The sequence below is a fragment of the Pseudomonadota bacterium genome (assembly GCA_022572885.1).
GTDB lineage: Bacteria > Pseudomonadota > Gammaproteobacteria > Steroidobacterales > MnTg04 > MnTg04.
In genome coordinates, this window is record JACZVC010000008.1 from 55288 (window position 1) to 78040 (window position 22753).

19 protein-coding genes, 1 tRNA gene and 1 pseudogene are annotated in these 22753 nt (G+C 56.2%); 13 read left to right on the plus strand and 8 right to left on the minus strand.

Translation table 11 applies throughout. The annotated features are described in order from the left end of the window. Positions 1-48 precede the first annotated feature (48 nt). The 4 genes and pseudogenes from IIA05_04490 to IIA05_04505 form a co-directional block, all read right to left on the minus strand. Positions 49-1263, minus strand: coding sequence for an EAL domain-containing response regulator (locus IIA05_04490; GenBank protein ID MCH9026361.1), 1215 nt, complete (start codon positions 1261-1263; stop codon positions 49-51). Positions 1264-1408: 145 nt separating this feature from the next. Continuing rightward, positions 1409-2056, minus strand: a pseudogene (locus IIA05_04495) (response regulator transcription factor). Then, the gene (locus IIA05_04500) at positions 2052-3320 is read right to left on the minus strand and encodes a PAS domain S-box protein (GenBank protein ID MCH9026362.1); all 1269 of its coding nucleotides are present in this window, start codon (positions 3318-3320) and stop codon (positions 2052-2054) included. Before IIA05_04500 ends, IIA05_04495 begins: the two are co-directional and overlap by 5 nt. A 168-nt stretch (positions 3321-3488) precedes the next feature. Next, complete coding sequence (locus tag IIA05_04505; protein ID MCH9026363.1) at positions 3489-6200, minus strand: PAS domain S-box protein; 2712 nt, start codon at positions 6198-6200, stop codon at positions 3489-3491. A 211-nt stretch (positions 6201-6411) separates the two neighbouring features. Between IIA05_04505 and IIA05_04510 the strand changes: the two genes are divergently transcribed. From IIA05_04510 to IIA05_04550, 9 genes are all read left to right on the plus strand, one after another. Further along, entirely contained in the window at positions 6412-7044 is a 633-nt protein-coding gene (locus tag IIA05_04510; protein MCH9026364.1) for a methyltransferase domain-containing protein, read from the plus strand. Between the two features lie 73 nt (positions 7045-7117). Beyond that, entirely contained in the window at positions 7118-7558 is a 441-nt protein-coding gene (locus tag IIA05_04515) for an NfeD family protein (protein MCH9026365.1), read from the plus strand. A 41-nt stretch (positions 7559-7599) separates the two neighbouring features. Further along, on the plus strand, positions 7600-8526 hold the full coding sequence (locus IIA05_04520; protein MCH9026366.1) for a paraslipin: 927 nt from the start codon (positions 7600-7602) through the stop codon (positions 8524-8526). Between the two features lie 51 nt (positions 8527-8577). Next, a complete protein-coding gene (locus IIA05_04525) occupies positions 8578-9651 on the plus strand; it encodes an SMP-30/gluconolactonase/LRE family protein (GenBank protein MCH9026367.1) in 1074 nt (357 codons plus the stop codon). Between the two features lie 153 nt (positions 9652-9804). Continuing rightward, entirely contained in the window at positions 9805-10329 is a 525-nt protein-coding gene (locus IIA05_04530; GenBank protein MCH9026368.1) for a C40 family peptidase, read from the plus strand. A 140-nt stretch (positions 10330-10469) separates the two neighbouring features. Continuing rightward, positions 10470-13223, plus strand: a complete 2754-nt coding sequence (locus IIA05_04535) for an insulinase family protein (protein ID MCH9026369.1) — start codon at positions 10470-10472, stop codon at positions 13221-13223. A gap of 97 nt (positions 13224-13320) precedes the next feature. Continuing rightward, complete coding sequence (locus IIA05_04540) at positions 13321-13692, plus strand: hypothetical protein (GenBank protein MCH9026370.1); 372 nt, start codon at positions 13321-13323, stop codon at positions 13690-13692. 16 nt (positions 13693-13708) lie between these two features. Beyond that, entirely contained in the window at positions 13709-14005 is a 297-nt protein-coding gene (locus IIA05_04545; protein MCH9026371.1) for a heavy-metal-associated domain-containing protein, read from the plus strand. Between the two features lie 238 nt (positions 14006-14243). Then, entirely contained in the window at positions 14244-15083 is an 840-nt protein-coding gene (locus IIA05_04550) for a class I SAM-dependent methyltransferase (GenBank protein ID MCH9026372.1), read from the plus strand. Positions 15084-15162: 79 nt separating this feature from the next. On the opposite strand, the gene IIA05_04555 is transcribed toward IIA05_04550, so the two are convergent. From IIA05_04555 to typA, 4 genes are all read right to left on the minus strand, one after another. Next, positions 15163-16104, minus strand: coding sequence for a transposase (locus IIA05_04555; GenBank protein MCH9026373.1), 942 nt, complete (start codon positions 16102-16104; stop codon positions 15163-15165). Positions 16105-16617: 513 nt separating this feature from the next. Further along, positions 16618-16691: transfer RNA gene (locus IIA05_04560), tRNA-Gly, on the minus strand. A gap of 103 nt (positions 16692-16794) precedes the next feature. Next, entirely contained in the window at positions 16795-18159 is a 1365-nt protein-coding gene (locus IIA05_04565) for a 1-acyl-sn-glycerol-3-phosphate acyltransferase (protein ID MCH9026374.1), read from the minus strand. Between the two features lie 57 nt (positions 18160-18216). Further along, positions 18217-20052: a translational GTPase TypA gene (typA, locus tag IIA05_04570; protein MCH9026375.1), complete on the minus strand. Its 1836-nt coding sequence runs from the start codon at positions 20050-20052 to the stop codon at positions 18217-18219. Positions 20053-20296: 244 nt separating this feature from the next. Between typA and IIA05_04575 the strand changes: the two genes are divergently transcribed. Genes IIA05_04575 through IIA05_04590 form a run of 4 tightly spaced genes read left to right on the plus strand, consistent with a single transcriptional unit; the run spans position 20297 to position 22590 of the window. Next, positions 20297-21040, plus strand: a complete 744-nt coding sequence (locus IIA05_04575) for a DUF1538 domain-containing protein (protein MCH9026376.1) — start codon at positions 20297-20299, stop codon at positions 21038-21040. After that, a complete protein-coding gene (locus IIA05_04580; protein ID MCH9026377.1) occupies positions 21031-21849 on the plus strand; it encodes a DUF1538 domain-containing protein in 819 nt (272 codons plus the stop codon). Before IIA05_04575 ends, IIA05_04580 begins: the two co-directional genes overlap by 10 nt. Further along, complete coding sequence (locus IIA05_04585) at positions 21839-22189, plus strand: P-II family nitrogen regulator (GenBank protein ID MCH9026378.1); 351 nt, start codon at positions 21839-21841, stop codon at positions 22187-22189. The genes IIA05_04580 and IIA05_04585 overlap by 11 nt, the downstream gene beginning before the upstream one ends. Next, complete coding sequence (locus IIA05_04590) at positions 22186-22590, plus strand: CBS domain-containing protein (GenBank protein MCH9026379.1); 405 nt, start codon at positions 22186-22188, stop codon at positions 22588-22590. Before IIA05_04585 ends, IIA05_04590 begins: the two co-directional genes overlap by 4 nt. The last annotated feature ends 163 nt before the right edge of the window (positions 22591-22753 follow it).

Genomic DNA, 22753 nt, shown 5'->3' on the forward strand with positions numbered 1-22753 from the left:
AGGGTTGGGGACTATTTAAAATAAGGCAGGCTTGACCCTGGTGTACCGTCAGCCCGCCATCGACCACTGTTCGCGGATCTTCTTCTCCTGCTCCTCGACGTGTTTCGACCAGCGTGCAAGAAAACGATAGGCGCGGTCTTTCGGCAGCGGTTTGCAGACGTAATATCCCTGGGCGATATCACAGCCGACCGAGCGCAGGAAATTCAGGGTTGGTTCTGATTCCACACCTTCGGCGCAGACATTCAGCCCAAGCGCATGGGCCAGGTTGACAACAGCGGCAACCACGGCCCTGGCCTCCTCACTGCGCCGAACCTCGAGGATGAAACTGGTGTCTACCTTGACTTCGGAAAAGGGCATCCGGTAAAGCATCAGTAATGGCGACGAAGCAGTACCAAAATTGTCCAGACAAAGCTCGACCCCCTTTGCTCGCAATCGCTTGAGGATGACCAGGCTCTGCTCGGCATCTGTCATCGCCGAAGTTTCCGACAGCTCGAGCATCAGGCGGTCGGCTGGAACGTCGTAACGCGACAGCAATTCCTCGACCATGTCGGGGAAATCGTCTTCCACCAACTGGCGGGCCGACACATTGACACCGACATTGACCTCCTCGCCTTTTTCCGCCCACGCGGCATTTGCTTCAAGCACTTGCTCCAACACGCAGCGGGACAATTCACCGGACAGACCGAGTTCCTCGGCCTTCGCCAGGAACGACCCCGGCATCATCAAACCCTGGACCGGATGCTGCCACCTCACGAAGGCTTCCGCACCACACATATAGATGGGACCGGTCAGGCGCAGACGCGCCTTCGGCTGGTAATGCACCACCATCTGGCCGTCGTCCATGGCCTTCATTATCAGCTCTTTGGTCAGCCGCATTTCACCGCCGGGCACAGCCGTCAGCAGCGTTTCCAGATCATCCAGCATGACTGGCTTGGCCAGGCTGCCAGCCATCCGAAGCCCCAGGCTGCGCCCCAGTTTTTCGGCCGATTTCAACACCCGGTCATCCAGACCGCTGATCAGAAGGACCGCAGCCTGGCACTCCTCGTCCGCGAGATACCGAATCAGCTGGATGCCATCAGCGTCTGGCATCTGCAGATCCATGACGATATAGCTCGGGTCGAACTCCTGTACCGCCCGCCTGAAATGATCCGCATCTTTGGCCAGCCTGACCTCAAACCCCTGCCCACGCCCGACCTCGCCGATAAAGCGCATTATTTCCGCTTCATCGTCAATTACCAGCAGCCGTTTTTCGGGTTTGCTCAAGGTTTCTCCATGTATGCACGGACCATCCGCCTGAAGCTAAGCGCAGCGGAGCGAAAAGTGCAAGAAATTCGTTTATTTCCGCAACCCCTGGGAGCCAATCGAACCACCCTTGCCAGCGGCCGCTACCTGACCGCCAGGCCTGATCTCAGCTATCGACAGAAATCAGCCCTTCACGAATCGCATAGCGAGTCAGATCGGCCAGGGTATTCAATGCAAGCTTTTTCATGATATTGCTGCGGTGCGTCTCAATTGTCTTGGCGCTGACGTGCAGCAATTCTCCTACCTGGGCAGTTTTCTTTCCTTCCGCCAGCAATTGCAAAACCTCTCGCTCGCGACCGGTCAATAACTCTGGCAGCGAAGGCTCGCCATCGCTGAGCAGTGCCTCGAGCTGGTCTTTGTATTTGTCCCGGAGCACCTTGCTGAGATAAATCCCACCACCGGTCACGGTGGTTATGGCCAATTCCAACTCCTCGACAGCATTTTCCTTCAGAACGTAGCCACGAGCTCCGGCACGCATCATTGCCGCTATATAGCGCCGGTCATCGTGCATGGTTAGCGCAATGACCGGCAATTTCGGATGCAATTTGTGCAATTTGCGAGTGGCATCGATGCCATTCAGCTCCGGCATCGCAATATCGATAATCACCAGGTCCGGCTCAAGTCGACGGACCATTCGTTCGACCTTACGACCCGAGTTCGCCATGCCCACCACATCGAACTTGTCCCCCCTCTCCAGCAGGACACGCAAGCCCTCGTTGCAAATCTGGTGATCATCCGCCAACAGTATCTTAAGGGGCACTGGACTCACCCCGCTCACCCAACGGGATACAGATACCGACCGTGGAACCTTGTCCGGGCTCGCTATCGATATTCAATTCGCCATCCAGCGGTTTCAGTCTTTCGCGAATACTGAACAAACCGAATCCCGGCCTGACGGCGCTCATACTAAAACCGCAGCCATTGTCTTTTACATCGACGCACAACATGCCGCCGTTTTCAGCAATACTGACGGTCGCCGATTTCGCCCCGGAGTGCTTGGTTACGTTGACCAATAGCTCCCTGACAAGCTGATACATCGTCACCCGCAAATCAAGATCGAGCAATAACTCACCACCCACGACCTTTACTCCGCATTCGATACCGTGGCGCTCGCTGAGCGTATCGCTCAACCATTCAACCGCCGCGACAAAGCCCAGCTCGTACAAAACGGGCGGACTGAGCTCGAAAACCAGTGTGCGGGTTTGGCGAATGGCATGGTCGATCAATTCATTGATTTCGTTCAAGGAATCAAAACTTCCTTCATCACTGGAATCTTGCAGCACCGACCCCAGCTTAAGCTTGGCGATACTGAGCTGCTGAGCCACGGTATCGTGCAGGGCGACCGCTATGTCTCGCCGCACCTTTTCCTCCGCGAGGGCGAGTCGCGTCGTCATGGAGCGAAGCTGGCGTTCATAAATTCGCAGATTCTGCTCGGTTTTCCGGCGCTCGGTGACATCCAGCAATGCCGAGACTCTGAGACTTCTGCCACCAATATCCAGAGTTCGCGCACGTATTTCGACGACGATTTTTTCGCCGCCCTTGCGCACGCCGGTGACTAAGTATGTATCTTCCAGCCGGCCGGCGAGATGATCCTTTACAACTTGGCGGCTATCCGGGTCGGTCAGGTCAATAACGGAACGTCCGACCAGTTCTTCCCGGCTGTACCCGAAATCATGACAGCCCCGCTGATTGACGGCGAGGATTTTGCCATTTTCAGATATGAACAAGCCCTCAAAGCTGGCATCGCTCATGATGTTCAGCCAGGCCTGGCTTTCCTGCAGCTTCAGTTTGGCCTCGTAAAGACGACTCACCAAGCCGTTGGCAGTCATGCCCAGCACCAGAAATGTCACCGTTGTGATTAGCCGGTGCGTCAGGTGGTCTTCGCCTGGTTTGACCAGGGCCACCAAAAAACCTTGTTGCTCATCGAAAAAAGCCACCAGCCAGGCATCGAAGCACCAATACAGGACCGCGACCGCGAAAACACTCCAGAAAAAACTGCCAAAACAATGCTCCGCCATCGATTTTTTTTCGTTGGCGGCGCTGGCAACAGGGGTAGTTCGCTCATATTCATTATTGCCATACAATCGGTTGCAGGACGAAACCCGGGCTACAGGCATGCCCCACCTCCAAGGGGGGGTTATAGCTTGCGTCGGCCCGCATATTTCACCAAGGCGGTGACATGCAGGCTAGCCGGCTTTCTTGGCCGCTCCGGTGTTTTCTGCATCCAGCACCCGGCGGATTTTTCGGGCCAGCTCATCGTGGCCATAGGGCTTGCAGATTACGCTGTCCGGACCGGCTTCTACGCCTTTATACATGATCGTGCTTTCAGCAAAGCCCGTAGCAAACAGGACCGGTAAGTCAGGGCGGATATTTCCAGCTTTTTGCGCCAGCACCGGCCCTCGCATCCCACCTGGCATCATGACATCGCTAAACAACAAGTCGATTTCCGGGTGCGCCTGCAGCACGCGCAGCGCGGATGGCCCGTCCCCCGCTTCCAGGGTCTGGTAACCGAGGTCGCTGAGCAGAGCTATCGTGGTTTTTCTGACCTCGTTGTCGTCTTCGACGACCAGTATGCACTCATCGCCTTTTGGCATTTCAATTTCAATAATCTGCTGCTCGCTGCTCGCTGCTTCGTCATCTGACATCGGGAATAACAGTCTGACGCGAGTTCCGACACCGACATCGCTCCTGATGCTGGTAAAACCACCAGACTTCTCGACAAAACCATGGACTATGCTCAGGCCCAGACCACTGCCCTTGCCGACGTCCTTGGTCGTAAAGAATGGCTCGAAAGCCCGATCGGCTACATCGGACGGCATTCCGCACCCGGTATCGCTTACCGCCAAAAATACATACTCACCTGGCGTCGCCTGAGGAAACTCGGGGGATCCGCTATCGGGGATGCTCAGGTTGCTGGTCTCGATCAGGAGTTGCCCGCCTTCCGGCATGGCATCCCGCGCGTTGATCGCGAGATTTAACAGCGCGCTTTCCAGTTGCCCCGGATCGATGGTTGCCGGATGCAGGTTTTTTTCGAATCGGGTTTCTATGTCAACGCTGCTGCCCAGCGTTCGCCTCAGCAACTCGTCCATTTCCATGACCAGTTCGTTGATATCCAGCAATTTGGGTTCGAGCATCTGGCGGCGAGAGAGGGAAAGCAGCCTCTTGGTCAGTTCCGCACCCCGCATTGCTGCCTTCAGTGCGGCATCGATCAGCTCCATGAGTTTCTCCTGCCCTTTTAACGGCCTGGAAAGCAACTGGAGATTGCCGACGATAATGCTCAGAAGGTTATTGAAATCATGGGCTACGCCACCGGTAAGCTGACCGACTGCTTCCATTTTCTGCGCCTGGCGCAGCTCCGCTTCCAGCCGCCGGTGCATGGTCATATCCTGGACCACGGAAAAGAAACCGATGACATCGCCGCTGTCGTCGCGGTGCGGAATATAGGTCACCTCCAGTTCAAAATCCTGCATCTCCCGCTCGGCGCCAGCCGAATAAGTGACCATCTCGCCGGCCAGGACTTTGTCGATTCTCGGCCGTATTATCCGGTACGATTCCTCCGAGGTGATATGTCTGATTTTCTTGCCAATCAATTCGGGTTGTCTTACCCGGAACCAGTCGAGATAATTTTGATTGGCGAAGGTAATGGTTTCGTCTTTTTCAACATAGGCGATGCTGATCGGCACCGAATTCAGAATCAGTTGGAAAAAGGACTGGCTGCTACGCAACGCTTCCTCGGCCTTCTTGCGCTCACCAATATCCGCCACTGAGCCGGCCATCCGGGTTGCTCTGCCATCCGCATTACGAACAGACTGACCCTTGGCCTGCAGCCACAGGTACTCGCCGTTCTCCCTGCGCAGCCTGAATTCCACGTTGAAGGGCCGATCGTCGCGCAGATGCTCGATCACCGCCTGCCAGACGCGCGGATGGTCATCGGGATGGGTGCGAGACTGAAATTGTTTGTAGCCGTCGTTTTCAAGCTGCGGGTCGAAACCCAGGAGGTCGACCAGTCTCGGCGATGCAAAGAACCGATCGGCGACCAGGTCCCAATCGTACAACCCATCCAGCGATCCCTTGACCGCCAGTTCAAAGCGTTCTTCGCTCTTGCGTAGCGCCGCCTCCGCCCGCATCCGCTCGGTCACGTCGATCAAAGTACCCTGGTAGTGGGATGGATTCCCATCGCTGTCGTAAACCAGGCAGGAATTCTCCAGCACGGTAATTTCCCGGCCGTCTTTTCTTGTCAGCCTGAGCTCCGAGTTGACCATTTCGCCCGCTGCGTGAACCTGCTCGACCCAGCGTTGCCTTTGTTCCGGACAGGCATGAATCTGGCTGGGGATATCGATCTTTAGCAACTCCTCCTCGCTGTCATATCCGAGAAGTTTTACCATGCTGGGGTTGGCGGAGATAAACTTGCCATCGAGCGTCGTGCTAAAAACACCGGCGACCACGTTGCCATAAAGAGCCCGGTATTTCTGCTCCGATGACTTGAGCTCGATTTTGATGCGGGCTCTCTCGGTCGCGTTGCGTATCGTTCTGACCAGAAGTTCACAGTCGAATTCATCCTTGACCAGGTAGTCCTCGGCGCCGCAGCGGACAGCTTCCAGCCCCAGTTCCCTGGGCTCCTGACCCGAAAGAACGATAACCGGTACGTCTCCGGCCAGCGGCAACAACTTCTTTAGCGCCTCCAGCCCTTTGCATCCGGGCAGCGCGAGGCTCAGCATGATGACATCGTATAGCTCGCCGTTAGCGACCGTAATATTGGTAGATGCTTCGATCTGCGGGATCTCCGTCAGCTCGAAGCTGACGGAGATCGCCTGGTCCAACTGCTCGCACAGGGATGCCCTGTCGCTGGCATCGTTGTCGATTAACAGCGCACGGATCAATGTCTTGTCTGCGGTCATGAGCGTATTTCCCAGAAATCCCCGAGTTGCAAAGCAGACGCAGAATCTAGCATGGCGTTTCCGGCCTTTTGTGGCCCTGGTTCACATTATTCGGAGCGGGCAGAAATATCGCAGCCGGGTCGCCGCCGCCGCACCGTTCGATTACGATAGAGTCCGGGAGAAGTAGCACTGCGCCGGGGGCACGCTCGGTTACGCAGCAACGACAGCACTCTTGATGAACAGAAAAAAACATTGGGACACCGTGTATGCCGCCAAGGCGTCAGACCAGCTGAGCTGGTACCAGGAAACTCCTGTTACCTCGCTGGACCTGATTGACCAAACCGGGGTCGCTCGCGAAGACGCAATTATCGATGTCGGCGGCGGCGCATCGGTCCTGGTCGATCACCTGCTGGCGCTCGGCTACACGGACTTGACGGTACTGGATATCTCAGGCCGCGCGTTGCGCGCTGCACGGCGCAGACTCAGCGGCAAAGCGGATCAGGTCTGCTGGATAGAATCCGATATTACGATGCTGGAGCCGCAACGCCAGTATGCGCTCTGGCATGACCGTGCAGTATTTCATTTTTTGACCGCGCCTGCAGACCGGGCGAAATACGTCGCGCTTTTGAAAAACAGCCTGGCCACCGATGGATTTTTGGTGATAGGCGCCTTCGCCGTAGATGGCCCCGCGCGCTGCAGCGGTCTGGATGTCGTCCGCTACGACCGGCAAGGAATCTGCGCGGAACTGGGCGCGTGTTTCCGTTTGCTCGGCGAATTTGCTGATCCCCATAAGACGCCATGGGGAGCCGAACAGAAGTTTGCTTTCTTCAGCTTTCGATACCTGGGGAATGACGATCGGCACTGACCATCCGGCGCGCTGGCCCGCAAGCGCCCCGTCACGGTATAGTGCATGGGTTGAGTCATTCGGGAGATACCCTATGTTGTGGTGGGGATGGATCGTACTCGGTGTAATTATCCTGGGCGCTGAGATGTTTGTGATCGACGCTCAGTTTTTCCTGGTGTTTATTGGTTTGTCGGCCATATTGGTCGGCCTGCTGGACCTGTTTGGGCTCGCCATGCCGGAATGGGGACAGTGGATGTTATTTGCCGCGCTGGCCTTGATCTCAATGTTCACTTTTCGCAGGGCTCTGTATACCAAGTTCAAGGGCAGCGCGCCTGGTTTTCGCGCGAGCCTGGAAGGCGATATGATCCTGGTTGCGGATGAGCTGGCGCCGGGCGCCGAGAGCAGGGCCAGTCACCGCGGCACGAAATGGACCATTCGAAATGTCGGCGGTGATAGCATCCCGGCAGGACAAAGAGCTCGTGTGCTAAAAACCGAGGGCCTGGTCCTGCATGTGTCAAACGATCCGGCGGATTGAAGCCGGGCAATTACAAATTTACAAATACGGAGAAAAAACCCATGGATTCATTGATTGTCGCACTGGCGATCGTTGTCGTCGCCGTTATCATCATCGCCAAGACTGCGGTCGTGGTACCGCAGCAAAACGCCTACGTAATTGAAAAGCTGGGCAAATTCAGCCGGACGCTCAAGGCCGGTTTTCATATTCTGGTGCCGTTTTTTGACCGGATCGCCTACAGGCACACCTTGAAGGAACAGGCGATCGATATTCCCGAACAAATCTGCATTACCAAGGACAACGTACAAGTGGGCGTTGACGGGATCCTGTACCTGCAGATCCTCGACGCGGGCAGGGCATCCTACGGGATCTCCGATTACATCTGGGCCATCATTCAACTGGCGCAGACCACCCTGCGTAGCGAAATAGGCAAGATAGTCCTGGACCGGACATTCGAAGAACGCTCGATGATCAATTTGAACGTGGTCACTGAACTCGACAAGGCGTCCGATCCCTGGGGCGTCAAAGTCTTGCGTTACGAAATCAAGAATATCAACCCGCCGCATGACGTCTTGACCGCGATGGAAAAACAGATGCGCGCCGAGCGTGAAAAGCGTGCGGTCGTGCTGACCTCCGAAGGCGAACGCGATGCCAAGATCAACGAAGCCGAAGGCGAGAAACAGCGGGTGATCAAGGAATCGGAAGCGACCAAGCAAATGCAGATCAATGAAGCGGCCGGTGAGGCGCAGGCTATCCTGGCCGTGGCAACCGCGACCGCTGAAGGCATGCGGCGCATCGCAGCCGCCGTGATCGAGAAAGGCGGCAACGAAGCGATGCAATTGCGTATTGCGGAACAGTATATCGAGCAATTCGGCAAGCTGGCCAAGGAAGGCAACACCCTGGTCATCCCGGCACAGCTTGCGGATCTGAGTTCCATGATCGCGCTGGCAACCAACATCGCCAAGGGAGACAAGACCGTTGTCGGTTAAGAAGCTGGCAGATCGCACGCAGAATTTGGAAGCCGCCTGACCCGGATTCCGATGAAAACGGCGCTGCTGATTTTCTCCGTTGCCATGGCCGTTTTTCTGACCTGGCTGTTTTTCTCGCCGGTTTCCATTTCTCCATCCGGCTGGCAACCGGACGCCGATCCCGGGATGACCGGCGCTTTCCGCCGCAACAACGCCCTGGCGAGCGTGGTTCGCCTGACGCCTGGCCTGGGCGAAGGGCCCGAGGATATTGCGCTGGGCCCGAGCGGCCTCCTGTATACGGGCCTGCAGGATGGCCGTATCGTGCGGTTCCTTTCTGACGGAACGATTATCGATGATTGGGTCAATACCGGTGGCCGGCCGCTGGGTATGCAGTTCGACAACCAGTACAACCTGATCGTGGCCGATTCGACGCGCGGCCTCCTGCGTATTTCACCGTTAGGTGAAATAGAAGTTCTAACCGACTCGGTCAATGGCCAGCGAATGATATTCGTGGATGATCTGGATATCGCAGACAATGGCGTAATCTGGTTCACCGATGCCTCGCAAAGGTTCGGACAGGACGAATGGCGCCTGGACCTGATCGAAGCCAGCTTTAGCGGTCGCCTGCTCAGTTATGACCCGCAAAGCGGAGAAACCCGGGTTCGTATCGGCAAGCTCGGCTTTGCCAATGGCGTCGCATTGGGACCCAACGACGAATACGTACTGGTCAACGAAACGCTGATGGCAAAAATTCACCGGTTGTGGCTCAAGGGGCCGCTGGCCGGGACGCGTGATGTTTTCGTCGGCTCCCTGCCAGGCTATCCGGACAACCTTTCCTTCAACGGCAAGGACCTGTTCTGGGTCGCCCTGCCATCGCCCAGGCAAAAAATTCTCGAGAACCTGGCCGGCTCGCCGTTCATGCTCAAGGCCCTTGCCCGGCTGCCGGAGAGCTTCGGGCCAAAGATTCCTCCGCTGGGCTGGGTAATCGGCATCGATCTGAGCGGACAAGTCAGGCACAGCATGCAGGACTGGTCCGGCACCTACTCCGGCGTTACCAGTGTCAATGAGATTGACAACCGGCTTTTCCTCGGCAGCATTGTCATGCACACAGTTGGCGCGATCGACCTGCCCGAGCGATCCCGGTAACCCCTGGATCGCAGATGATCCCGGAGCCAAAGCCCTGCTATTTCGTGATTTGACATAATCTGATTCCGAACGTATTTGTGATCCGGGTTCAGGCCGTGTTAAGCCGCCACTGCTAGAGTTGACGAGAGTCTCAAGCTGGCAGGACCATGTGACATGAATCGATCGACTATCCGGTGGCCCACCGCGGCAGCCATCGCCATGACCATGCTCGCTGGCTGCGCCAGCCAGCCGTCCGCGCCGGTTTACACCTCGAAGGAGAAATTTCGCTCCGTCTCCCAGGCTCGGGAGGTTCCACGCGGATCATCGCTGGGCCGGCGACTCGCGCGCACCGCGACAAATATGATCGGCGTGCCCTATGTTTACGGCGGGCGCACGCCAAAAGGCTTCGACTGCAGCGGACTGGTGTACTACTCCTACCAGCAGGCCGGGATAAAGGTCCCGCGTACCTCGAAGGAACAGTTCAAGGCTGCCAGGCGGGTTTCATTATCCGACGCGCAACCCGGTGACTTGTTGTTTTTCCGCATCGACCGAAAAATCTCGCACGTCGCCATGTACATCGGCAACGGCTATTTCGTGCATGCTCCTTCGAGCGGCAAGGCCGTGTCCGTCGCCAACCTCAATGACGCGTATTACCGTGAGCATTTCGAGCGCGCCGGCCGCCTGCATCGGGGCAAATAGACCGTAGATTTTACTAGGGATCGCGGATTTCGGGTTAAGCCCCGGGCGGCTGCAGGCCTCAGCGAGCCGCATTTTTCAAACCTTATATCGCACCAAGTCTTCCAATCGGGGAACAAGCGTTTATCCTCTTGGTCGTAGTCATGTTGGTAAATCATCGGGGAGCTTCCATGAAAAAGTCTAGCGGCCGCACACTGGGTGCACTGGCGGTACTGTTATTCGGCGCTAATGCCTTCGCGTCCATGCCGGACATCGACATCCCATACGAGAAATTCACGCTGGACAACGGCCTGCGGGTCATCGTGCACGAAGACCGCAAGGCGCCGATCATTGCGGTCAGCGTCTGGTATCACGTCGGCTCAAAGGACGAAAAACCGGGCAAGACCGGTTTCGCTCATCTTTTCGAACACCTGATGTTCAACGGTTCGGAAAATTACAATGATGAGTATTTCAAGCCATTTGACGAAATCGGCGCCACCGCGATGAACGGAACGACCTGGTTTGACCGTACCAACTACTTCCAGAACGTCCCGACCACGGCGCTGGAAGTTGCGCTGTGGATGGAATCCGACCGCATGGGGCATCTGCTCGGCGTGGTGACCCAGGAAAAACTCGATGAGCAGCGCGGCGTCGTGCAGAACGAGAAGCGCCAGGGCGACAATCAACCTTACGGCCTCGTCGAGTACCGTACGCTGGAAGGCCTGTTCCCCGTGGGACACCCCTATCGCTGGAGCACGATCGGGTCGATGGAGGATCTTGACGCGGCTTCCCTCGATGACGTCAAGGAGTGGTTCCGCCAGTATTATGGCGCGGCCAACACGGTGCTGGTTTTGGCCGGTGACATCAATGCCGCCGAGGCGCGTCCGCTGGTGGAAAGATATTTCGCCGATATCGACGCCGGCCCACCGCTGAAACGCCTGCAAGCAATGGTCCCGGAACGCGAAACCAGCACCCATGAAGTCATGTATGAGCGAGTGCCCCAGGCCCGTCTTTACCGGTCATGGGCAGTACCGGGCCGCACCGCACTCGAAGGCGCGCACCTGCAGCTGGCTGCCGCGATTCTTGGCAGTGGCCGCAATTCGCGGCTGTATCGCGAGCTGGTCTACCAGCGGCAGATCGCAACCGCGGTCAGCGTCGATTATGAGGCGCACACACTGGCCAGTATTTTCACCATCGATGCGATGGTGAGACCGGGCTCCGACTCTGCTGAAGTCAGCCGGGTCATCGAGCAGGTGGTGGGGGAATTTCTGGACAAGGGCCCGACCAAGGCCGAGATTGCACGTGTTCGCACTTCCATAAATGCCAGCTTGATTCGCGGTCTCGAGCAGATCGGCGGATTTGGCGGCAAAGCCGGAACCCTGGCTCGCAGCGAGCTGTATGGCGGCAGCCCCGATTTCTGGCGCACCCGCCTGGGCTGGCTGAACTCGGCAAGCAGGCGTGACGTACTCCGCACTGCCAAAAGATGGCTGCAGAAAGGCAATTACCAGCTCGATGTGCTCCCCTTTGCCGAACACCAGACGGTGGCAACCGACGCCGATCGCAGCAAGATTCCGTATCCGTCTGCCATGCCGGCGTTGAAATTCCCACAGATAGAGCGTTCCCGGCTGAAAAACGGTATCGAGGTGGTACTGGCCGAACGCCACGCCGTGCCTATAGTCAATATCGCGATTCAGTTTGATGCCGGCTATGCCGCCGACGCAGACCGCAAGCTCGGTGCCGCCAGCTTCACGCTGGCCATGTTGCGTGAGGGCACGACCAGCCGCGACGCGCTTGAGATCAGCGAGGAATCCGAACTGCTGGGCGCCCGGATTCGGGCCGGCTCCACACTGGATACGTCGCAAGTGAGCCTGAATGCGCTGAAGGAGAACCTCGACGAGTCGATGGAGTTGTTTGCCGATATCGTACGTAATCCGGCATTCGAAGTTGAGGAGATCGAACGGCTGCGGCCCCGATCGCTGGCGGCCATCCAGCAGGAAAAAGTGCAGCCGGTGGCTATCGCCCTGCGCGAGCTGCCACCGTTGCTGTATGGCAAAGACCACGCCTACGGAATTCCGTTCACCGGGTCCGGCACAGAGGAGTCGGTCAAATCGATTACCCGGGATGATCTGCGTGCATTTCACGCAGACTGGCTGCGGCCTGACAACGCAACCATTTTTGTCGTCGGCGATACCAGCATGAGCGAAATGCTGCCCTTGCTGAACCAGTACTTCGGTGACTGGCATGCACCGGCCAGCGAAAAACCGACCAAGTATATCGCCGAAGTCGAATTGGCAAGCGAAGCGAAAATTTACCTGGTCGACAAACCTGGTTCGCCGCAATCGCTGATCCTGGCCGGCCACCTCGCACCGCCGGCGGGCGCCGATAATAATCTGGTTATCAATGCCATGAATAATGTCATCGGCGGCGATTTCACGGCACGCATCAACATGGATCTGCGCGAGACCAAATCCTGGTCTTATGGCGCCCAGACTTTCATGATCGGTGCGCGCGGGCAACAACCCTACATGGTTTATGCGCCCGTGCAGACCGATCGCACGGCCGACTCGGTGACCGCCTTGCTGAAGCAGTTCGACGCCTACCTGGGTTCCGATCGGACCCGGCCCGAGGAACTGGACCGGGTCGTCAAGAACGAAACCCGCAGCCTGCCGGGGCGGTATGAAACCGGTGCGGCGGTATTGCGGACCATGCTATCCAACGCGCGATACGGCCGGCCCGACGACTATGTACTGACCTTGACCGACCAGTACGAAGCGATGAGCCTCGAGCAGATCGATGCGGCGGCCGACGAGGTCTTGAAACCTCACCAGCTTATCTGGCTGATCGTTGGCGATCTTGCCAAGATCGAGGAACCCATCCGGGCGCTCGGGATCGCGGATGTCGAAATACTGGAGTTGTAACTCAATTCGGTTTTTCAACAAGGTCAGAACAGATGTAGGAGGGCCTTCAGGCCCGATAACGCGAACAAACTGCGATGTTTTTTTCAAGAGATTACTAATGAACGACAATCAGACGACAGCCGGGATCATTGGCAGTGCCGTACTGGCGCTGGCCGGCGCAACCTGTTGTGCCCTGCCCATCGCGCTGGTCGCGCTCGGGCTGGGCGGCGTCGTGGCCTCGGCAGTTTCGGCATTGCCCTGGCTGGGAGTGCTCGCCGAATACAAAGCCGTCACTTTCAGCCTCACCGCCGTGATACTTAGCTATAGCTGGTGGCTTCTCCGGCGTTCCAGCCTATGCGAGGTCGGCGAAGCTAAACGATTGCGCGTACAACAGATTATCCTGTGGGCAATTACGGCGTTGTTTGCCGCCTCCGTATTTGCAGCCTATGCACTTTACCCGCTGACGCTGTTTCTGCACGGCCTTGACTGAGCCAACGAGGAGCTACATGAATCGCTTGTTTTTTCTTTTCACCTTACTGTTTTTTACGAGTCAGACCCTGGCGGAAGATGTGCAATATCATCTGGTGGTTGACGGTCTGGTCTGTCCTTTTTGTGTATATGGTGTCGAGAAGAAACTGAAAAATCTTGAGAACGTCGTGGACATCAAGTCGAAACTCGAAACCGGCGAGTTCTTCGTCCAGGTCGAAGACGGCGGGTCGCTTTCCGAAGAGACTATTAAGGAATTGGTCACCAAGGCCGGGTTTACGCTGGTGACTTTCAAAGAAATAATCCTGGTAGATTGAGCATGAGGCCAGCAGCCGCCCTCGCCGTTTCGAGCGCAGGCATCGGAGACTCTAAGATTTCCGGGTGAACTACTGAAAGGGCCAGACTCCCAACGACCCCGAAAATCGCGCGAAGTCCGGCTTCTCAATACACCAGACTTTCAACGGGAACTTGTGCACGATTATTCGGCTACTTATCTCGAAACTCCTTGATTATACTTGCCGATCGAACGGCTCGATCACGGACGCACTGCAGCTTGTGGAAAAAGAATACGACTTCCCGAATCGTGGCATTTACGACTTCGTATCGCGGTATATCGATGGCCTGCCTGATCTGACCGGCAAGGTCGTCATCGATATTCCGTGCGGTGACGGCCGGTCCAGTTACGCATTCAGCCTCAAAGGCGCTACGGTCAAAGCGTTTGACCTGTATCCCGAGTTCATGAAAATCGATGGAATGAAAGCTGAGTATGCGGACCTCGCCGGCCGTATTCCGGTTGACGACTCGAGTGTGGACTATCTGATCTGCCAGGAAGGTATCGAGCATATGCCGGACAAGATCAGCCTGTTCAGGGAATTCAGTCGAGTTCTCAAGAAGGGCGGAACCTTGATTATTACCGCGCCCAGTATTTCCCACGCCCGGGCGCGTTTATCGATGTTTTTAATGGAGAGTGAACTCTGGCGGCGGACGCCGCCAACGGAAATCGACAGCGTATGGTTCACGGAAACGAATTCCGACCGCCTGTATTTCGGTCATCTGTTCCTGGTCGGCGTGCAGCATCTGCAGACAATTTGTACATTATCCGGATTCAGGATTTCACAACGCGTACGGACCAAATTCAATATTACATCGGTGATTCTCGGAATCTTTTTTTACCCGTTGTTTGCACTTGGATCGTTGCTCGCATACAGCTTGTATAAAAAGAAAAATACGCATGTCGAAAAAAATCGACGTTATGCGATTCTGTGGGACAGGGCAAAGCTCAACCTGTCGCCCACCGTCATTTTCTGCAAACATATTTTCTGGGTTCTGAAAAAAGAGCACGATGAAGCGGAAGTACTGCAAGACCTCAAGTCCTTGACGCGGTTTGAAGAGTAGCGCTGAGTAGTTTCCTCTTCCGGCAAAATATCGACATTCGTTGATTCCAGAGTTCGACTCGTAGGAGATTCTATGGCACTTAGCTATAGGCGGTCTCCTGTTTTTTGAAGGATTGTTGGTTGGTTAACAAGGTGAAGGCGATTCTGGCGAGTTTGCGAGCCAGGACGACTTTGGCAGCGATTTTGGATAGTCCTTTGTCGAGTTGTTTCTGATAGTAGTTGTCGAAGAGTTGATAGGATCTTGCCGGTTGGGTGGCGCAGAACAACAGTCGTCGTATTTCGGCTTCACCGCACTTGGTGAGTTTACGTTGGCCTTTGTATTTGCCGGATTCGCGCATTCGTATATCGAACCCGATGAAGGCGACGAAGGTATCGCTGCCGGCGAAAGCACCCCGGTAAAAGACGCTGACCAAAGCCGCGGCATTCAACGGACCGATGCCGGGGATGGATAAACAGCGCTGATAATCAGCCCACCAACCCAGCGCCCGCACGAGTGCCTGTATGTGCCTGTCGATACGATCGAGCAGGTGTTGGATCTCAGCGGACAGCGCCTTGGTCGAGAGTTTGATCCCACTAAAGCTTTGTTCGAGCTGGGTGCGCATCTTGACCACCGCAGCCCGTCTTTTTAGCAGCGCCCAAAGCCGCTGCGCCTTGGCGCATAGGGGCTTGAACGGGCGCAGCGAGCTGCACTCACGGGCCAGGTAACGCGCCAGCAGCCAAGCATCCTGCGGGTCGGTCTTGTTGCGTACATTGACCGCTACCCGATAGTGGACCAGCTGGCGAGAGTCGATGAGATAGACCTCACAGCCCAGCACATGGGCTTGTTCAACCACCGCCAGGTGATAACTTGAGGTCGGTTCGATGGCGATCCGAACCGGCCCGTACAAGGATTTAAGCCAGGCCTTGATAGGGCTGCCCTGATTCGGCAGCGTGGTGATTTCTGCGGTATCCCAGTCACAGATGACCAGCTCATCCTTGGATACATCGATTCCGAGCGTGATTTTTTTGACCAGTTTTGACACAATGACCTCCGCGGTTAAGTTGCCGTGAAGCCGGGAACTCACCGGACGCAAGCTTGCAATCAATTGGCTGTTTAGGCAGCTAGATTCTTAATTGGCGTTCTATGGTGAGGGGATGGGGACGAAGTCTCCTACGGTCTGTACCAAAAGGTCAGAAGCGGCTTTTATGTCCCTCCCATCCCGGCGCCTTCCATCATCCTGATTTCAGGCACGAGTTACCATACAAGCGGCTTCAGCCGCGATTGGTCTCCCATTCGAGCCTGAAGGCCTTCCTACACAATTAATACAGAACTTCTCATTCGGGTCGCGGTTAAAATTCATCCATATAATAACGCACTTGATTTTCGGGTATGGTACTGGGTGAATTTCCCGCAAGCCATAAACGTAAGACCGCATACCGCGCGCCCTACTGGGCTGCCGAAATATGCAAGAGCCTCGATGCGATAATTGCCGAGCATTGTCCAGCGCCATAACCAGCGATATATTTCGGATTGCAAGTTGGCCGAGGATGATTACTGGAGCGGGTGATGGGAATCGAACCCACATTCTCAGCTTGGGAAGCTGATGTTCTGCCTTTGAACTACACCCGCTATTCTTTGTTCCCCAGGGGACAGACCACGGTTATTGTTAGCTTACCCGGAAAAGTCGGCAGGCAGGAACAGTTTGGTTCCAACCAAAACCGTGGTCTGCGCCCTATTTTTGAGTTTGACTGAAATCCTTGTCCGTAAAAAGCCGCGGCATATCCGGATCGACCAGGCGATTAACCAGCGCTCTTATTTTGCCAACCAGGACGGCACGGGTCGCGCGCAAGTCATCGATTTCGCTTCCCAGGCGGGTCAGTCTGAGTACCGACAGCATCGATACCACCAGGCCCACCTCCGCCTCTATCAATCGTACCGAGGCAAAGAAACTGAAGGTCAGGGCTATCACCGCAACGAATGCCCACCAGAACCCAAAGTTGATGCCAACGACTATCGCGATGAGCAAATATAAAAGCGGCAACAGCAAAATCGTCGAAAATACCTTCAAGGTTGCGATATCGTCCATTTCATAGCTAAAGCGATCGCCGACCGTTGCCGCTATCCAGCCGACCGGCAGGTGCAAAAGCGCGCCGGGTATCGCAAGCGGCAACAAGGCGAGCATGGTCAGGCTACGGAGCATCACTTTGCGAAACGCCCGGTCCAGCGTCATCGGCTGGCGTAATTGAAAGTCTTTAAGACCGAGCATGTCCAGCCGCGCCTGGTAGTTTTCCATCTCGTCCCGAAACGCCTGCATCTCCGGATCGTCTGCCGCCTGCAGATAGCCATCGACAAAGCGCCGGTTCAACTCGATATATTCCCTCGGGCGAAGGTCTGCCGAAGCCGGCTTGTATAAACGCCTGGCCGTTTGTATGAAACGCAATGTGCGCCAGTCCGGCGCATTCAGGGTAACGATGGTCAACGCCTCAGCGAGGTACTCGGTCAATTTTCTAACCGTTCCCTGTTCATCCTGGCTGTAGTCCCGCAACCATTGATCGTCGATGACGATCGGCTCGCCGAATTCGATCAGCACCTGGCTCCTGAAACGGTGGCGGTTAATGTAATTCAGACCGCAGGGAATAATTTTGACATTTGCTTTGCCGCGGGCAGATACGGAAAGCGCGATGCGCGCCGTACCGGTTTTCAGCTTGACCAGTTGCGACTCGACATGGCTGATGCCCTCTGGAAATATGCCCATGCAATTGCCGGACTCGATAACCTCGTATAGCTTTTCAAAAGCCTGGCTGTTATCGACCTCGCCAGAATGCTCCTCGCGACGGTAAACGGGCACGGCACCGATCGCATTCAGGACTGGCGCGAGCAGCCGATATTCCCAGAGCTTGGCGTTTGCCATGAAGTGCAACGGCCACCGACCGCACTTGGCGATCAGCAGGAAGCCATCCATCAGGGCATTCGGATGATTGCCGGCAAAAATTACCGGCCCGTCGGCGGGCACATTCTCAATACCGACCACATCGATTCGGCGAAAAAAAGTATTGGCGATAATGCCAATCAGCGAAATAATCATGCGCTGAACCATCGATACGCTCCGACACGTCCCCGGATCAATTCACTTTGCGATTTTGCCTGGTTGCTGTCAAATTTCCTTTGCTGACAGTTTTCTGGACGCGCGTTTGCGATCGGGCTCTTTCAATAATTTTTTCCGCAAACGTATATTTTTTGGTGTTACCTCGAGCAGTTCATCATCATCGATGAACTCCAGCGCCTGCTCCAGTGAATAACGAATCGGTGGGGTAAGCACGATATTCTCGTCGCTTCCAGCCGCGCGGATGTTGGTTAATTGCTTGGCCTTGGTCGGGTTTACCACCAGGTCGTTGCCGCGACTGTGGATGCCGACGATCATGCCTTCATAAACCTCGGCTCCATGGCCTAAAAACAGGCTCCCGCGTTCCTGGAGATTGAACAAGGAATAGGCCAGCGCTTTGCCCGCGACCATCGAGACCAGCACCCCGTTGTTGCGTTGCCCGATCGTGCCCGGCACCTGCCGATCATACTTGTCGAATACGTGGTAAAGCAGCCCCGTCCCCGATGTTGCGGTCAAATATTCGGTTCGGAAGCCGATCAACCCACGGGTCGGAATGCGGTAATCGAGCCGCACCCGCCCTTTCCCATCCGGGTTCATGCTGAGAAGTTCGCCTTTGCGACTGGCGAGGCGGGTCATGACGGCGCCCTGGTATGCTTCTGCAAAATCAACGCTGAGATTCTCCCAGGGCTCCAGCTTGACGCCGTCTTCTTCGTGAACGATGACCTCCGGTCTCGACACCGACAGTTCATAGCCCTCCCGGCGCATGGTTTCAATGAGTATCGACAAGTGCAGTTCGCCGCGCCCGGACACCCGGAACTTATCCGGGTCGTCGGTTTCATCCACGCGCAATGCCACATTGTGTTTGAGTTCCTGGGCGAGCCGCTCTCCGATCTGCCGGCTGGTCAGAAATTTGCCGTCCTGCCCGGAAAACGGCGACTTGTTGACCTGGAACGTCATGCTTATGGTCGGTTCGTCGACCGCCAGTGCGGGGAGCGGATCGGGGTGATCCACTGCGCACAAGGTATCGGAGATATTGAGCTGATCGATGCCGCTGAAGACGACGATGTTGCCGGCATCCGCACGCTGAATTTTCTCCCTCTCGAGACCGTGGAAGGCATGCAGTTCGAGAATCCGGGCCTTGCGAACGGCCCCATCGGGGGTCACTACGCAAACAGTGGAGTTGGCCTGAACGCTGCCCCGCTGCACCCGCCCGATGCCCAGGACGCCCACATAGGCGTCATAATCGAGGCTGGAAACCTGAAGTTGCAGCGATCCTTCCCGGTCTACTTGCGGAGGAGATACGTGTTCGATGATCGCCGCCAACAACGGCGTCATGTCTCCCTGGCGTACCGTTGAATCCAGTGACGAGTAACCGTGAAGGGCAGACGCGTAAATGACCGGGAAATCGAGTTGCTCGTCGGTTGCGCCGAGGCGATCGAACAGATCGAAGGTCTGGTCCAGAACCCAGTCAGGCCTTGCCCCGTCGCGATCGATCTTGTTGATGACCACGATGGGTTTGAGGCCGCTGGCAAATGCTTTTTGGGTGACGAAGCGCGTTTGGGGCATCGGCCCTTCTACCGCATCGACGAGCAGCAGTACGCTGTCCACCATGGACAGGATGCGTTCCACTTCGCCGCCAAAATCTGCATGTCCCGGTGTGTCGACGATGTTGATCAGGTAGTCGTTCCAGCGAATCGAAGTATTCTTCGCCAGGATCGTAATGCCGCGTTCCCGTTCAAGATCGCTCGAGTCCATTACCCGGTCAGGCACGGCTGCGCGCGGTCCCAGGGTGCCGGACTGCTGCAACAACTGGTCGACCAGCGTGGTCTTGCCATGATCGACATGCGCGATGATGGCGATATTCCTGAGATGAGAAAGATTCGACATGGATGTGGAGGTGGGGCGGAAAAGGCGCCGATTATAATGAGCGACCCGGTGAATTGATATGGTGTCTTCGAGTTAAGCGACCGACCACGGTTTTTTGCTGAAAACCATAGTCTGTCCCTGTTAAATAAGTGATATCGTCACAACAGTTGGATTTTACCGTCAAGGGGACCGCTAAAAAATCTGGATTGGGTGTAGTCTTGGTTAATAACCTTATAAAACAAGAGCTTGCACAGGCTCGGTCAAGTTGAAAGCCTCACTGATTGCGCTGGCCAGGGATGCGATTTCCAGCCTGCGTGATCTCCTGCCGGTCGCACTGGTCATCACCGTATTCCAGGTGTTTGTGTTCCACGCGCCCGCCTCGGTCCTGGTGTCGCTGGCTGCCGGCGGCTTCCTGATCGTTGCGGGGCTCACCTTCTTCATTTTCGGGCTGCGGCTCGCCTTGTTTCCTATCGGGGAAGGGCTCGCCCATGCATTGGCGAAAAAAGGCAGCGTGTTCTGGCTGGTCCTGTTTGCTTTTTTACTCGGCTTTGGCACGACCATCGCCGAACCGGCGTTGATTGCGGTTGCCGCCGAAGCAGCAGAAGTCGCGGCGGGAGCGGATGCGATCGCATCGTCCGCCGAATCAAAGGCCAGCTACGCGCTGGGGTTGAGGATGATCGTCGCGCTGGCCGTTGGTGTCGCCCTGATCGTGGGTGTAATCCGAATTTTGGCCAATTGGTCGTTGCCGATCATGATTATCGGCGGCTACGTTCTGGTCATCCTGCTTACGACGATTGCGCCCAAAGATATCATCGGTATTGCCTATGACTTCGGTGGCGTAACGACATCCACGGTGACCGTGCCGCTGGTCACGGCGCTCGGCGTCGGCCTCGCGAGTTCACTCAAGGGGCGTAATCCGATGACCGATGGATTTGGCCTGATTGCGTTCGCCTCCCTGGCGCCAATTTTGTTTGTACTTGTCTACGGAATAATCGTGCAATGGAACTGATCGTCTCCAGCATCGAGTCCATCGCCAGAAGCGCTGTCGATGTGCTGCCGATCGTAATCTTCCTGTTCGCCTTCCAGCGGCTGGTCATCGGCGGGCCGATGCCGAACCGGAAACAGATCGCGGTCGGTTTTCTTTTTGTGGTTGTCGGGCTCGGTCTGTTCCTGGTCGGGCTGGAGCGAACGCTGTTTCCATTGGGTCGCCTGATGGCGCAGCAACTGACAGACCCCGAGTTTCTGCGAGATGTTGCGGGACAAGGAGCGTCAGCCCTCGTCTGGCAGGATTATTACTGGGTTTATTTGTTCGCGCTCGCCATAGTATTCAGCACAACGCTTGCGGAACCAGCGTTGATCGCCGTTTCGATGAAAGCGAATATGGTGTCAGGCGGCGCGATCGGCGTATGGGGTCTGCGCGTCGCCGTGGCAATCGGCGCCGGCATCGGGGTAAGCCTCGGCTGTTTTCGAATCATTACGGGCTTGCCATTGCATTATTTTATCGGCGCGGCATACCTGGTGGTCATCGTACAAACGGCGTTGGCGCCGAAAATGATTGTGCCACTGGCGTATGATTCCGGCGGTGTGACGACATCTACGGTAACGGTTCCCATCGTCACCGCACTCGGGCTCGGGCTTGCCGAGGCGATACCTGGGCGCAGCCCGTTGCTGGACGGCTTCGGCCTGGTGGCTTTTGCGGCCCTGTTTCCGATAATCTCGGTCCTCGCATACGGCCAGATTGCAGTTTTGAAAAACCGCGTCTCGAAATCCGACCCGGATGGTCGAGACCCAGAACAGGAAAACGACCATGCACTTTAAACTTATCATCGCCTTTGTCGAAGACAAAAAAACGGATGACATCATGGAAGCTGCTCGTGAAGCGGGTGCAACAGGATGCACGGTAATCAATAACGCCCGCGGGGAAGGTATTAAGGAGAGCAAGACCTTTTTCGGCCTGACCCTGGCGACTCAACGCGACGTTGTGCTACTGCTGGTCGAGGAGCATCTGAGCCGGCATATTCTCGAACACATTGGAGAAGTCGGCGAATTCGATGCGAAACCGGGCACCGGCATCGCCGTGCTCGTCGATGTCGAAGATGCGGTGGGTGTGATGCATCAGGCGGAAGAACTCGGGGAAATCGTGGAGGAAAACCTATGACCATTCAAAACTGGGCCCCCGTACGAGATTGCATGCGGACGGATGTGACGGAAGTTGACGGTCGCCTCGACGTACTCTCCGCACTGAAAATAATGAAAAAAGTCGGCGCGACCAGCCTGATCGTCAAGCGTCGGGATGAGAGCGATGAGTATGGCTTGCTCCTGTTCTCCGATATTGCCAAGAAAGTCATCGCGCAAAATCGTGCGCCGGAACGCGTGAATGTCTATGAAGTAATGGCCAAACCGGTCCTGACCGTGCGGCCGGACATGGATATCCGCTACTGCGCGCGCTTATTCGATAATTTCGGTATCAGCCACGCACCAGTCGTCGAAAACGAGAAGATCGTAGGCATCGTCAGCTATTACCTGCTGGTACTGCAGGGCTTGCCGGACCTCGACTGACAAAAATTCCTTCCATTTGAGTGGGCGTCTGTTATAGTCCGCCGCGTTCTGGCGCACTATCGGTCTGCGCCATTCGCTCCAGCCCAGCAATTCCGCGGGTTTCGGAGCTACCTGACAATCCAGCCTGGACCGAACCACGCGCGGCAATGCCGCCATCGTGTCA